Origin of the sequence: Pontibacterium sinense, assembly GCF_015209595.1 — a bacterium.
Lineage (GTDB): Bacteria > Pseudomonadota > Gammaproteobacteria > Pseudomonadales > Balneatricaceae > Pontibacterium > Pontibacterium sinense.
On record NZ_JADEYS010000033.1, the window covers coordinates 15,964 to 30,610 of the forward strand.

General features: G+C 47.7%; 14 protein-coding genes. 6 read left to right on the forward strand and 8 right to left on the reverse strand.

The features are described 5' to 3' along the window. Positions 1-35: 35 nt before the first annotated feature. The 5 genes from fnr (at position 36) to rdgC (ending at position 4,098) form a co-directional block, all read left to right on the forward strand. On the forward strand, positions 36-824 hold the full coding sequence (gene fnr, locus IOQ59_RS20655) for a fumarate/nitrate reduction transcriptional regulator Fnr (protein ID WP_193955376.1): 789 nt from the start codon (positions 36-38) through the stop codon (positions 822-824). A gap of 164 nt (positions 825-988) precedes the next feature. Then, positions 989-1,531 carry an adenine phosphoribosyltransferase gene (locus IOQ59_RS20660; RefSeq protein ID WP_193955377.1) on the forward strand — a complete coding sequence of 181 codons (543 nt, stop codon included), beginning with the start codon at positions 989-991 and terminating at the stop codon, positions 1,529-1,531. A gap of 164 nt (positions 1,532-1,695) precedes the next feature. Continuing rightward, a complete protein-coding gene (locus IOQ59_RS20665; protein ID WP_193955378.1) occupies positions 1,696-2,589 on the forward strand; it encodes an alpha/beta hydrolase in 894 nt (297 codons plus the stop codon). A gap of 12 nt (positions 2,590-2,601) precedes the next feature. After that, positions 2,602-3,075, forward strand: coding sequence for a thioredoxin family protein (locus IOQ59_RS20670; RefSeq protein ID WP_193955379.1), 474 nt, complete (start codon positions 2,602-2,604; stop codon positions 3,073-3,075). Positions 3,076-3,183: 108 nt separating this feature from the next. Further along, entirely contained in the window at positions 3,184-4,098 is a 915-nt protein-coding gene (gene rdgC, locus IOQ59_RS20675) for a recombination-associated protein RdgC (RefSeq protein WP_193955380.1), read from the forward strand. A gap of 324 nt (positions 4,099-4,422) precedes the next feature. On the opposite strand, the gene IOQ59_RS20680 is transcribed toward rdgC, so the two are convergent. Then, complete coding sequence (locus IOQ59_RS20680; protein ID WP_193955381.1) at positions 4,423-6,426, reverse strand: TonB-dependent copper receptor; 2,004 nt, start codon at positions 6,424-6,426, stop codon at positions 4,423-4,425. 340 nt (positions 6,427-6,766) lie between these two features. Here IOQ59_RS20680 and gcvP point away from each other — a divergent pair, with 340 nt between their 5' ends. After that, positions 6,767-9,685, forward strand: coding sequence for an aminomethyl-transferring glycine dehydrogenase (gcvP, locus tag IOQ59_RS20685; protein WP_193955382.1), 2,919 nt, complete (start codon positions 6,767-6,769; stop codon positions 9,683-9,685). 104 nt (positions 9,686-9,789) lie between these two features. Here gcvP and IOQ59_RS20690 read toward each other — a convergent pair whose 3' ends face one another. The 7 genes from IOQ59_RS20690 to IOQ59_RS20720 all read right to left on the reverse strand — a co-directional run bounded on the left by IOQ59_RS20690 (position 9,790) and on the right by IOQ59_RS20720 (position 14,467). Further along, positions 9,790-10,305, reverse strand: a complete 516-nt coding sequence (locus IOQ59_RS20690; RefSeq protein ID WP_193955383.1) for a hypothetical protein — start codon at positions 10,303-10,305, stop codon at positions 9,790-9,792. Between the two features lie 75 nt (positions 10,306-10,380). Next, the gene (locus IOQ59_RS20695) at positions 10,381-11,307 is read right to left on the reverse strand and encodes a DUF4238 domain-containing protein (protein ID WP_193955384.1); all 927 of its coding nucleotides are present in this window, start codon (positions 11,305-11,307) and stop codon (positions 10,381-10,383) included. 110 nt (positions 11,308-11,417) lie between these two features. Continuing rightward, positions 11,418-12,581, reverse strand: coding sequence for a Shedu immune nuclease family protein (locus tag IOQ59_RS20700; protein ID WP_193955385.1), 1,164 nt, complete (start codon positions 12,579-12,581; stop codon positions 11,418-11,420). 118 nt (positions 12,582-12,699) lie between these two features. Beyond that, positions 12,700-13,164, reverse strand: a complete 465-nt coding sequence (locus IOQ59_RS20705; protein ID WP_193955386.1) for a hypothetical protein — start codon at positions 13,162-13,164, stop codon at positions 12,700-12,702. Positions 13,165-13,267: 103 nt separating this feature from the next. Then, on the reverse strand, positions 13,268-13,582 hold the full coding sequence (locus tag IOQ59_RS20710) for a hypothetical protein (protein WP_193955387.1): 315 nt from the start codon (positions 13,580-13,582) through the stop codon (positions 13,268-13,270). Next, on the reverse strand, positions 13,575-13,886 hold the full coding sequence (locus IOQ59_RS20715) for a hypothetical protein (protein WP_193955388.1): 312 nt from the start codon (positions 13,884-13,886) through the stop codon (positions 13,575-13,577). The genes IOQ59_RS20710 and IOQ59_RS20715 overlap by 8 nt, the downstream gene beginning before the upstream one ends. Further along, positions 13,865-14,467: a hypothetical protein gene (locus tag IOQ59_RS20720; RefSeq protein WP_193955389.1), complete on the reverse strand. Its 603-nt coding sequence runs from the start codon at positions 14,465-14,467 to the stop codon at positions 13,865-13,867. The genes IOQ59_RS20715 and IOQ59_RS20720 overlap by 22 nt, the downstream gene beginning before the upstream one ends. Positions 14,468-14,647: the final 180 nt, after the last annotated feature.

A 14,647-nucleotide genomic window follows, 5' to 3' on the forward strand; every position in this document is an offset into this window, starting at 1 on the left:
CCTCTCAATAGTAACTAATTTAGCAGGGCCTGATTATGGGTGAAATAAAGGTGACAGAAGGGAAACTGCGCAGCCTCCAACAGGTTCATTGCCAGACCTGCAGTCTGAGTTCTCTATGCCTGCCGGTGTCTCTGGACATGACCGAAATGGAACGTCTCGATAACATTATCGAGAAAAGCCGCCCCCTGAAAAAGGGAGAGCACCTGTTCCATCAGGGTGAGCCCTTCACATCCGTCTATGCACTTCGTGCCGGGACCATTAAAGCCTACACCATAACCAATGAAGGCGAAGAGCAGATTACAGGCTTCTTCTTCCCGGGTGAGTTGGTGGGTTTAGGTGGTTTCGACGAAAATCGTTACCCTGTTTCCGCGAAGATTCTGGAAACAACAACAGTATGTGAAATACCGTTTGAACGTCTGGATGATCTATCCGGGCAGATGCCAGAACTGCGTCGTCAAATTCTACGCACAATGAGCAAAGAGATTCGCGACGAACAGCAGATGATGTTACTGCTGTCGAAGAAAAACGCTGAACAGCGCGTTGCCACCTTCCTTGTGAAACTATCCCTGCGCTTTAAAGCGCGTGGTTACTCCGCAAGCGCGTTCCGTCTGTCCATGTCTCGTAACGAGATTGGCAACTATCTCGGTCTCGCGGTAGAAACGGTCAGCCGTATCTTTACCCGCTTCCAGAAGAGTGAACTGATTCGTGTCGACGGCAAAGAAGTAGAGTTGCTCGATCTGGATGAGCTGTACTCCCTTTCTGGCGAATGCCCTTCTCCGGCTGAGTCAGGCAATTGCAGCGAAGAACCTGACGCTGCATCCTAAACCTCACAGGCAAAAAAAAGCGTCCTTTGCCAATAACAAAGGACGCCAGCCAGTTGCACAATGAAGTAGCCATCTCAGTGTGTAACCCAACAACTTCATTAAACCTGTGATCTATTTTCAAAACATTGAGCCATATCAAGCTGTATCCATTCCAGGAGTAAACGATGTCTTACGATGAATGTTATATAAAGTCAGTCATGCGCACGATTCCAGACTGGCCAGAACCCGGCATCCAGTTTCGCGACATCACCCCTCTGTTCAAAGATCCAAAAGCACTGCGCATGATTGCGGATTCTTTTATTCAGCGATATATCGACAGCGAGATCACCCACATTGCATCGATTGATGCGCGTGGTTTTCTGATCGCGTCGATTGTAGCTTATCAGCTGAATATTCCGCTGGTGCTGGTGCGCAAGAAAGGCAAACTGCCCGGCGAGACCGTATATGAAGAGTACAAACTTGAATACGGCACAGCCTCTGTTGAAATGCAGATTGATGCAGTAACAGACGGCGATAAAGTTCTGGTATTCGATGATCTGATCGCAACCGGCGGCACCGTCCTGGCCGCTTGCAGCCTGATCAAACAGCTGGGTGGCGAAGTGATCGAAGCCGCAGCATTGATTGATCTGCCTGATTTGCAGGGCTCAGCGCGCATTCAAGATGCGGGCGTACCCGTGCACGCATTGATGGCGTACGAAGGCCTCTAAGCCAGCTAAGAATCCCCTCCGGGTTACGCCTGTAGCCCGGATCTCCCAGCTATCCCTATCCTATCCTTACCTACACCCATCGCATCACTTGATATTACCGCTACTCTGCTGCATAGTTCTTTTTATTATATAAATATAACTACAAGAACACAGGTATGCACAGTATGAGCCGTCGCACCCTCTCCAGCGTTTTACTCGCCACCCTTCTGTCTTCCCCGTATGTCCTGGCAGAAGAAGTGCAGCTACAACACAACGGCTTAACTCTGAATGCGAACCTGCAAATCGCTGATGATAGCTCGCTGGAAGATGGCGCTGTATTGATCACTCATGGCACGTTAGCTCATAACGGCATGGACATCATTACCACGCTGCAAGAGCTGCTGATGGACGAAGGATATAACAGTCTGGCGATCAACCTGAGTCTGGGACAATCTGATCGCCACGGCATGTATGACTGCACCACGCCCCATGTTCACAAACACTCCGACGCTATCCCTGAAATCGGACAATGGGTGCAATGGCTTAAAAGCAAAGGCAGTGACAAAATCATGCTGATGGCCCACTCGCGTGGTGGTAACCAGACGGCGATGTTTGCAGACCAGAACAAAGATGATGCCATCAAAGGTCAGGTGCTGATCGCCCCACAGACGTGGAACCAGAGCGAAGCCGCCGCAGGCTACGAAAAGCGTTACGAACAAGCGCTTCAACCGCTCCTGAAACAAGCGGATACGTTATCCCAAAAGGGTGGCGAACAGTGGCTGGAAAAAACGGGTTTTGTGTATTGCGCAGACAGTAAAGTTACACCAGACGCCTTCCTGAGTTACTACACGCCAGACGAGAGGCAGGATACGCCGACCCTTCTTAAGTCATCTTCCCTTCCGACGTTAGTGTTCTATGGCACTGAAGATAAAGTCGTGCCTGATTTAAGTGAAAAGATGACGCAGGTAACCAACGATAATGTCACCACAGTCGGCATCGAAGGCTCAGATCACTACTTCCTCGATCTCTACGCAGACGAAGTAATTGAGCGTACACTAGAGTTCTTTGAAACGCTGTAAGGTAAATACGACGTGATTCAACGTTCTATTCTCGCTGTTCTGTTCTGTGTACTGATCTCCGCAGGGCCATCCACAGCCGTAGCCAACGATGTTGAGCCCGCTTTTGATCTTCAGCGTTTGTATAGCGATGCTGAAGATCAACGTGTATTGCTGCTACTGGTCTCCCAACCCGGTTGCCACTACTGCGAACAGATTCGCGAAGACATACTACAACCTATGCTAGCCAGCGGTCTGTACGACAAAACCACGTTAATTCGCGAAATAAAGATTTACGCAGGTAAAAGCCTGCGTGACTTTAACGGGCAAGAAGTGAATGCAACGGGCTTTGCAAAACGCTATAACGCCTGGGCAACGCCTACGCTACTCTTCCTGAACAGGAACGGAGAGGAGATCGCAGAGAAGATGGTTGGTATCAATACCCCCGAGTTTTATGGCTATTATGTCGACAAGTCGCTTGAAACAGCACAGGCCTCGCTTTCCCAGTAAGCCCCTATAACCCTCCTTCTCCATCTTCTTATCGTATCCACCCGAGTAAACAGGATTTCTCACACTATTACGGCTAGAATACCGCCTCGATTCAGAGGAGCCGTTTTCATGTGGTTTAAGAACATCATCGTTTATCGCATCACAGGTGAATTCAATTACGACGAAGCCCAGCTTGAAGAGAAACTTCAAGATCAGGCTTTCACCCCCTGTGGCAGTCAGGACCTAAGCCGTTACGGATGGGTATCTCCAAGCAACGGCTTGCAGGATACACTGCTGCATAGCGTTCACGGCTTCCACATGATCGCCGCTCAGAAGGAAGAAAAGATCCTGCCACCCGCCGTTGTAAAACAGCAGGTTGAAGAAAAAGTGTCCGTGATAGAAAAAGAACAGGCACGTAAAGTCTATCGCAAGGAACGTGATCAGCTGAAAGACGAAGTGGTGATGGATCTGCTGCCACGTGCATTTAGCCGCTTCCAACAGACGTGTGCGTTGATCGCACCACAACAGGGTTGGGTGATTGTTGATGCCTCCAGCCACAAACGTGCCGAAGAACTGCTGAGCTACCTGCGTGGCACATTAGGCACGCTGCCGGTTGCCCTGCCCGACGTCAAACACTCACCATCCGCTATCATGAGTCACTGGCTGGAAGGTCAGGAAGCACGCCCTCAGGGTCTTGAGATCCTTGATGAAGCAGAGCTGCGCGACAATCTGGTGGAAGGCGGTGTTATCCGCATCAAAGGTCAGGAACTGCTGGACGACGAGTTTGTTGCTCACCTGGAAGCAGGTAAACGTGTGGTTAAGCTTTCCGTGGAATGGGAAGAACAGCTACGGTTTATGATTCAGGAAGATCTGGCCATCAAACGCATTAAGCTGACCGACCAGATGAAAGAGAAGATGGATCAGGAATCCCCTGAAGACCAGCTGGCACAGTTTGATACAGACATGGCTCAGATGGGGATCGAATTTACTCGCCTGTTCCCAATGCTGATCGAAGGGTTTGGCGGACTCGCCGAAACACCTTAATGTAGCCTTGGCATTAAGAACTGCCTCAGAGCACCGTAACGCGGTGATTTGAGGCAGATACTCCACTCTAGCAGTACTCCCCGCCTCACTCGTTATGCTTAAATTCCACCCGCTCCGAATCCCCCCTTACCCTGCACTCCGCTCAACGGTCTGATTTCTACGGATTACTGATATCAAGATCGGCAGATCTATTGCACAGAAACCTGAAATCGGTAACCTGCGAGCTAAACCAGAAAAGGAAAGAACGGAGCCACCTGCAGACAGAACAGGGGGTTGGTGACTCCGTTGGAAGGGAAATCGTGTAAACGGTTGAAGCGTTAAATCTTAGAAGCTACCGCTGATACGCATCCAGACATTCCGGCCCGGCTCAGCAACCTGCACAGGATCGGTATCCAGCAGGTAGTCACGGCTTTCGTGCAGGGTATAGAACTTGTCGAACAGGTTATCCACACCCATAGCCACAGTCATGCCCATGGGTAGTGAGTATTCACCGTGCAGATTGATCAGCCCGTATCCCGGTGTTTGACGCACATCCTGTCCACCACAGGAACTGGAGCTCAAGCACACATCATTCTGTGCATCGACCAGTTTCCACTCAACACCCGCTTTCCAGTTTTCCTGCACGTAATCCAGTGTATTGGTCAGTTCTAGCGGCGAGATACGAGACAGATCGGTGCCATCGTCTTCGTTGTTGCCCTGCAACCATGCCAGCGAGCTACCCAGAATCAGATTACTGTTCACACGGTAGCGGACCTCAAACTCAACACCGTACAGCTCAGCATCGATGTTACGGTAGATATCATCTCCGCCCACGCGCTGACGCAGGATGTAATCATCCACCTGGTTATACCAACCGGTCAGCATCCAGTTCAGATCATCCATATCGCTCGCCAGAGCCACTTCAATCTGATGATGTTTTTCAGGATCAAGCTGTGGATTACCCACCCACTTGGAACCCATACCCATCATGTTCGCTTTAGCGATATAACGCTCAGTCGCATCGGCGGTACGTACGCTACGGGACAAGGTAGTTTCGATGCTGTACTGCTGATCGATACGGTGTGTCCAGCTAATCAAACCACCGATATTATCTTCGGTGCTGTCCGTATCAGTAGATCCGTACTTGGCGTTGTAAAGATTGGTCGGTCTATTCACACCCATCATGCCGAAAGCTTCATTAGCACGGCTGGCGCTGGCTTCTACACGGTCGTAACGCAGACCGGCTTTCAGCACATCATCTTCACTCAGTGCTTTTTCGCCCTCAACAAACAAACCGGTCTGATCGATAGAGACGCCCGGCCACTGACTGAAGACCGCAGAACCGTTAGAGACCATATTGGCCTGCGCATTACGGTCGTTATTCTGCATATCCACACCAAAGGTCCAGTCGATATCCGCCGCATCTGCGTCAAACACCACACGCAAACCTTCTGTATCGGATGAGGAAGGTGACGTCATCATCGCGTTTTCCATCAGATGGATGACATCAGACTGGTACAGATCGATCTTCATCTGCTGAACAGCACCGGATTGGAACTGATGCTCCAGTTTCAGGCGTGTACTCTCAGAGTCCGCAAACGGGCTGTTCATCAATGCACCCGGAAACTCCACATCCTCCTCGGCAGACTTTTCAAAGCTCGCCTGTAAGGTGGTGTAGTCACCCAAACGGATGCCGGCCAGAATCGCATTGGACTCACTTTCGTACTCTGCATCAACGCTGTTGCCCCGACCGTCATCGTAATCTTCAGCCTGAGACTTGTGGGCGATAAAACGCACATAACCGTCATCACCACCTACAGCAGCATCAGCCCCCATCTCCCACTTATCGCCATTACCTTCGTAACTGCCGGACAGATCAACGCTGTAACCTTTGTCATCAATCATCGGCCAGTCGCGTTCAAACAACACCGTACCGCCGGAACCACCGCCGCCGTATACCACGGTGCGGTTACCCTTGATAACTGTGACACGGTCGTAGCTATCAACAGAGGTATACGCCGTTGGCGGGTCCATACGGTTCGGGCAACCGCCGTGGATATAACCCCCATCCAGAAGAATGTTCAGCTGGGTTTCTTTCTGTCCACGGATCACCGGATCAATCGCACGACCACCCATGCGAATACCCGATACACCGGTCAGACTTTTCAGCAGCTCACCACCGTCCGATACAGGCGATGCCTGCACCCCGGTCGTCGACTCACGCACCGTCGTCTCCAGTTGTGGCAAACCGCGATTAATCTCAATCGTCAGATTGCCATCAGACTCGGTAGCTTGCGCCATCGCAGATACGGCCAGAGTTATCGCCGCAGTGAGTGCTTGTTTTTTCACAGTGAACCTCTTTCATTAGAACTTTCTAAACTTATGTTTTGAAGTCTAATCGATAGGTTCCATTTTCAGGATGTGACACGGGGTCGCGCGGCAGACTGTCGCGCGACATGTTGCCGCACATGTGTCAGATGATTGACGTGGCTAAGTGAGTGAAATCCCTCATTTTACCCAAAGTTTCCGAAAGTAAACTTTTGGTTAACACTGATCACATTTGACTCGTAAACAGGTATCATAGCGACCAATTTTTACCCATTTCTGAATACGTATTAACCACAAGGTTGCATCTGGTCACTGCACCGTCCGGATGCCACCTCACAACCGTTTTATTCGGGGACTAAAAATGCAGGCAGCCAACCAACCCAATGGGCAGCCGACGCTATCCGACCTGGAACAAAAGGACGCATTCGTCGCACGCCATATTGGCCCATCCACCGCTGAACAAAACGCCATGCTTCAGGCACTGGACGTTGACTCACTCGACGCTCTGATCGAGCAGACCGTACCGGAATCCATCCGTGTACCGGCACCGATCAACCTGCCGAGTAGCCGCACCGAAGAGGAAGTACTCGCTTACCTGAAAGCCGTTGCGGGCAAGAACCAGATCAACCGTTCCATGATTGGTATGGGTTACACCGACACCATCACCCCTAATGTGATTCTGCGTAACGTGTTGGAAAATCCGGGCTGGTACACCGCGTACACGCCCTATCAGCCAGAAGTGTCTCAAGGTCGTCTGGAAGCCCTGCTGAACTACCAGCAGATGGTACTGGATCTGACCGGTCTGGATCTGGCCAACGCCTCCCTGCTGGATGAAGCCACCGCGGCATCAGAAGCGATGACGTTGTGTAAACGTATGGCGAAAGCGAAAAAAGCCAACGCGTTTCTGATCGACTCCAACGTACATCCTCAGAGCATCAGCGTCATCGAAACCCGTGCCGAGCCACTGGGTTACGAAGTGATTGTGGGCGATCTGAACGAACTGGTCGATCAGCACGAATTCTTCGGTGTACTGGCGCAATATCCGGGCACCACCGGCGAGATCAACGATTACGCCGAACTGATCGACAAGGTTCATGCCAAGAAAGCCCTGTTCTGTGCAGCCGCCGACATTATGAGTCTGGTTCTGCTGAAATCACCGGGTGAGCTGGGTGCCGATGTGGTCTTCGGTTCTGCACAGCGTTTTGGCGTACCGATGGGCTTTGGTGGTCCACACGCAGCCTTCTTTGCCACCCGCGATGCGTACAAGCGTTCCGTACCAGGTCGTATCATCGGTGTTTCCATTGATGCACGTGGCAAGCAAGCCCTGCGTATGGCAATGCAGACCCGCGAGCAGCATATTCGTCGTGAGAAAGCGACGTCCAACATCTGTACTGCACAGGTGCTGCTGGCCAACATGGCCGCGTTCTACGCCATCTACCACGGCCCTGAAGGTCTGAAAACCATCGCTGGTCGTATCCACCGTCTGGCTGACATTCTGGCAACAGGTCTACAGAGCAAAGGCACTGAGCTGGCGAATGATACATGGTTCGACACCCTGACCCTGAATCTGGGCGACAAGCGTGATGCGGTATACGATGCGGCACTGGCAGCGGGTATCAACCTACGCAAGAACGGTAACGATCAGCTGGGTATCACCTTTGATGAGCGTTCCGACCGTGAAGCCGTTGAAGCCCTGTGGACTGCTATTCTGGGTGAAAACCACGGACTGGATCTGGATGCGATCGATGCAGAACTGTCTGCAAACGGCAGCAGCTCTATTCCGGCAGCGATGCAGCGTGAATCCGCGATCCTGACCCACCCGGTTTTCAACAGCTACCACAGCGAAACAGAGATGCTGCGTTACCTGAAGAAACTGGAGAACAAAGATATCTCCCTGACCCACAGCATGATTGCGCTGGGTTCCTGCACCATGAAGCTGAATGCCACCGCAGAGATGATTCCGGTGACCTGGCCTGAATTCGCCAACCTGCACCCGTTCGCACCAATGGATCAGGCTCAGGGTTACAAGCAGATGATCGACGAGCTGGAAGAGATGCTCTGCGCGATCACCGGCTTCGACGCGATCTGCATGCAGCCAAACTCCGGTGCTCAGGGTGAGTACGCCGGTTTGCTGGCGATCCGCAACTTCCATCAGGCTAACGGTGACGCTCACCGTAACATCTGTCTGATCCCAACCTCTGCTCACGGCACCAACCCGGCGTCTGCGGCACTGGCGGATATGAAAGTTGTACTGGTTAAATGTGATGACAAAGGCAACGTAGATATCGACGATATGCGCGCCAAAGCCGAGGAGCACAAAGACGACCTCAGCTGCCTGATGATCACCTACCCGTCCACCCACGGCGTATACGAAGAAGGGATCAAAGAGATCTGCCAGATCGTGCACGACAACGGCGGTCAGGTATATATGGACGGCGCAAACCTGAACGCTCAGGTAGCAGTCTCCCAGCCAGCGGCGATCGGTGCGGACGTGTCCCACATGAACCTGCACAAAACCTTCTGCATCCCACACGGTGGTGGCGGTCCGGGCATGGGCCCTATCGGTGTAGCAGCACATTTGGCACCGTTTGTTGCGAACCACCCGGTACAGCAGATCGACGGCCCTAAAGCCACCAACGGTGCAGTCTCTGCTGCCCCTTGGGGGAGCGCATCCATTCTGCCGATCACCTACGTCTACATCGCACTGATGGGCGAGAACGGTCTGCGTCTGGCCACCGAAAATGCACTGCTAAACGCCAACTACCTGTCGACCAAACTGGGCGAACACTACCCTGTGCTGTACACCGGTCGTAACAACCGCGTAGCGCACGAATGCATCATCGACATCCGCCCACTGAAAGAAACCTCTGGTATCACCGAGGAAGACGTGGCGAAACGTTTGATGGACTTCGGCTTCCACGCACCAACCATGTCATTCCCAGTGGCAGGTACACTGATGATCGAACCAACCGAGTCTGAATCCAAGGCCGAGCTGGATCGCTTTATCGACGCCATGGTTCAGATCCGCGAAGAGATCCGTCAGGTTGAATCCGGTGAAATGGATGCCGACAGCAACCCGCTGAAACACGCACCTCACACGCTGGAAGATCTGATCGACCCAGAGTGGGATCGCAAATACGACCGTGCACAGGGGCCGTTCCCAATCCCAGCACTGAAGGAAAGCAAGATCTGGCCAACGGTAAACCGTATCGACAATGTATATGGGGACCGGAATTTATTCTGTTCTTGTATTCCGGTTGAAGCGTACGCTGAGGATTGATGGTTTCTGATCACAGCTAGTTAGCTGTGATATTGAAGCTCTAAACAGAAAGGCCGCTCATGATGAGTGGCCTTTTTATATTGACGGAACACCATAGTCACTTGTTAGAGCGGCTCAAGGATATAGATTTCATACTTGTCTACCTGCTCTCTAAGCCCTTCGAGCTTATCTGGATCTTTATAGTAAATATGGTGAGTAAAATCCCAATCCTCGAAATAAATGAGTTCCATTTTGGGAAATACCAGAACAAACCTGCCATGGCTTCCGTAGTTGTAGGCCATTGGTTCTAAACACTTTTGACGGCTTTCTTGAGAACTAAACTCCCTAAACGTTACTACATCCTTCTTTCTACCAAGAAGCTTGATAAGGTAGCACTCATTTTTACTCGCTAGCGCACAACAAAAATCATATAACTTCCTATCGTTTGAATCTTCTTTTTCAGAGCTTACATTATCAATTTCTTCTATCGCTTCTTTCTGGCTTAGCCAATGATCGAAAACGCTGATAGATAAGTGTTTATAGCCGCATAAATCTTCCTTTGCATAAAGCTCATTAATACAAGGAAAGAGCGCATTTAGACTGCTACTTTCTGTTTCACTAAGGCGCCTAAATTTTCTCATATTCTCAAAGTACTAGTGTGCTCTAACGCCTGTGTCTCTTTCCGTAGCGAAGCGGAGGTCTAATTCACGCACTTGTTATGTGATTGTAAGAATAAATTCCAAGCCTAAAATTATATATCTAGGACAACGGAACTTATTTCCATTGTTTTTTTCTACTTTCACTCCAGCCCACGTCAAATCATCGTTTATATAATCATCATCAGCAATCATATGTCTAGTTGTTCGCGAGTTCAGCAACTGAACAAGATACAGCCTATTCAATGTCCTCATCGCACTATTTTCTATCATTTCAAAACCACCAAATCCAAAATAGTTATCATTCAAAGATAGCATCGCTCCAAAGTTTTTACCCAGAGGCAGCCATTTGGTTGTTTCTCTATGATTGTATCTCTCCCCCTTAAATGTATGCATCGGAACGTTAATAACAGGGTTAGTGGAAGTTCGGATAGGTATATTTGATCCAAGTATTGAAATTGATGCTCTTCCATATTCTTCAAGATATTGATCTATACTTCCCGCCATCCCTAAAAAGTATTTCTTTATCCCTTCAGGAGTATTTCTGATTTCATCATACATTAAAACCTCTTCTGCAGAGTATTCTTCTTGATACCTAGGGTCTTTCACCCTAGCTTGATCATATTGTATGAAGTCAAGTATTTCTAAGTTTCTGGACTCCAAATGCCTCATAAATATGTAAATCAAAAACTTATCACCTTCATTCAATAACTCGGGTTTGCCTTCATTTATCTTTTCCCATGTTCTAGATTGTGAGATAGGCGTTTCTACTGAGTGATTAAGATGACTTTCAATACACTGATGCACTGCCTCTTCAGTGACTCTATACAGATAATCCTCATACCCTATCCTGCTGATAGCGCTCTTTTTTTTGATTAGGTATGGGTTGGATCTGGATATTGTTGGAACCTTATTTTTATCATCTACATAGCCAAAATTTCTTAAATAGAATTGGGGAACGTAATGATGCTTTTTAGGATTGCTCATTATTTAATCAACCTCTAACAATGGTTATCAAGCTGATCCTGCCCACATAACGCCGCGCTCTGCGAAAATTTAGGAGCGCTAGCGAGTAAATTTTCCGTAGCAGCGCTTTGTTAGCTATTCTCGGCATGAACAATAAACCTTGAGCGCTCATATAGCTCATCAAATGTAATTATTTCAACATCATTAACGCTACTACGATATAACTCAAAAGATCGTAGCTTTTCTTTGTTTACACCATGTTCAGTAACGAATTCTTGGAGGTTCCCGATAACTACGAAAGCTTTTGGCTTGTAGTTAAAAACCTCTTCTCCAGTAGGATTGCCATCAGCGCTTACAGGCCTTATTTGGTCATAAAGATTTCTAGATGCCGAAGCCACTGTACCATGAACCTGAGCCACAGCTCCCACTAACTCTCTTGAAGGGGACCAGCAACCCGGTCTATAGCTTGAGGATTCAAGTAACGCTGTCTCATGTGTTTTTATTTCGATGAAACACAGGGAACTAATAACCCCCTTAGTCATCATTAGTGCATCAGCGCGCTTCCCCTTATTTATAAGATCGCTGCCTTGTACAATTTGCTCAAGCTTCCTATCTTCAAACCCCGTAACAAACACATAATTCAGACCGTAGCCAAAAACCCACTTATTTTTGTCAAAGTATTTTTGCCAAAGATCTTCTTTCCCCCGGCAGTTCTTATGCTCCATTACATGATCAAAATATTCAGGGTCTTCAAGTAAACGGCTAAACACATCAAGTTGCTTCTTGCGATAGCCAAGAGCAACTACATCTTTGCTTGTAACTTCCGTAAGAAGAGCTTCGACAAATAAGTCTTGGTTATCTTTTACTAAGCTCTTTGCTTGCGTCTGAGACAAAATTATTTTTCGTAACTCAGCGTCCGTTATATTGACGTTACCACCATCTTCAAATTGATAGTTGAAGACGTTATGGAAGAACTCTATAACTTGGCCAATCTCAGAACCTACAAAGGAAAAGTATGTTTTCTGAGGGATGCCTTTACTTGGATTAAAGCTCTGAAGTGTTACGACTGAAACTCCTCTGGAGTCTTCAAAAAACTTGGCTATAATCTCTTTTCTTCCACCTTCAGTTTTTCTAATTACTATCTCGTCTTTTTCTTTGGCATAGATAAACCCTTCATCAAGATCAAGCACCTTTGATGCGTGGCGAAGCTTTTTATCATCGTGCACAACTATTCTGCGGCTCATGTAGGTTTTGCCGGGCACTTTGTTCAGATGATAAGTTAGTTCGTCTGACATTATTCCCTCTTGCTCAGAACTAGATTGACTTGGTAGCTAACGCCGCGTTAACGGGCTGGCGCTGCGCAGCAGCGACAGTCCAAGACCTGCGAAGCAGGGCTGAAAGTTGAACGCCTTGTTAGCTGTTTTGTGCTGCATTATTTTTAGAAACTCGCTCTTCATGGATGATTTTTGCCGTTTTGTCATTTCGACTATCTCTGGCCCACATGAAGGCCTCAAGCATATAGTTAAATGAAAACCAGTAACCAGCTAGTAAAAACCATTCGCCTGATGTTAGGGCTTTAACACCATGTATGAAAATAAGAATCATCAAGGAGAGGATGATCCATTTAAGACTCATTAAACAAGTTTGGAAAAAGAACTTAACTTGCTCAGGAACGTCCTTTGACTCATATATGTTTTTGTGGGCAATGTATTTATAAAAATACATTTCTTCATATAGCTTCAGAAAAAGCTTACTGTGCTCTGCCGCTTGTTTGAACAAATATCTTACTAGTAAAGTTGCGACAAGGAATATTGTCGAAGCTAGTAAGTTAACTTCGAACCCACCTAGACCATTAATTGTATTTAGTAGTGATTCCATGTGTATCCTTAAGTACAGCTAACGCTCAGCTTTGGGGCTAACTTGAAGCTGCGAAGCAGTGAAAAGGTAGTCCCAGCCACGAAGTGGCGACAACAGCTGCTTGTTAGAATATTTTTTCATGTGGTTTATCTAACATGTTTGCCACTACTTTATTTTCGATATTAAACTCCGCCTCTGTAATGATTAGATAGTGAAGCGGAATATTGAATCTTCCCATAAAGTCCTTTTTAATTTTTCTGAAACATTTAGTTATGTATCTACAGTACTCTTCAGAAACGATAACAAGAACATCAAAATCGTTACATGCTTTTGGCTGTGTCACGAATGATCCGACTACAAAGACGTCACAAGAGTGACTTCTAAGATCATTTCCAATCATTTGGTCAAGCCATCCAGTAATGTCAGTTAAGCTAGTCATTAAGCTCTTCAAGTATTCTTGAAAATCGACCAAAACTAACCATAGAAATATCACAATTCTCAGCATGCCTTTTTGCGGACGACGCCACCTGATCCCAAGTATTGTATATTATATAATCAGCCGGATTGTCTTCATCATTCGCCTCATCAACCACCGATTCACCTACAATATACTGCGAATTCATAAACACCACGTATGAATCTCCGTTACTCAGATGAATCTCAGCTCTATCATCTTCAAACATATCAAACCATTGAATTAGGCCGTTATCTTTGTAACGCATCAGCGAGTGAAAAAGGGCCATTGATACCACCTCTTTTTGTTTATTCCATATGTTTTGTTAAAACTTTCGACAAGTTCATCGCGTTGTATAACTACTGACTCAAGAAACCCATCCGGAAAAGTAAACAAAGCATAAGCCTCATAAGTCGTTTCCTGAAAGACCTGATACGCATATGCATGAGTAAGGAAGTCGAAGTATTGCTTTTCTTGAGAATGATCCTTTATTAGATGAATATTTTTCTCAATTATTTCACAGACCCTTATATTATTAGGAACCACAACTGTTTTACACAAATTCCTCCATACTTCCGCTGTTTCTTCATCATTAAAACGACCACTTCTCCTTGTCTCCGAAGTTGGCCCTATTCGCTGGAATATATCTCTGTTTACTGACAGCAGAGTAACTAATGGATTATAGAACTCGGAAAGCTGCTCATTAATTCGGTTTCGTTTTTCACCTTCAATATCCTTCGAACTACTAAGACTGTGTTCTAAAGATAGATTCTTTCGCGATGACCTACCCGACATGACTGTAGTAATCAATGCAAAAATAGCAGCAACGATTGCCGCTATAAGCGTTGCCAAACCTCTATCTATTTCCATTGCGATCTTCTCAAGTATGGGTACCTTCTAACGCCCCAATAAGGGGCTTTTAATTGTTGGCTAAAATGTGTAGCGGAGCGAAACCTAGCCAACAGTTAAAAGTTGATCTTCCCCCGAAAAAGTGGACACCACTTTCGCTTACGCCGTCATTGCTTCATATTCGACCGGGCTCCGGTAATT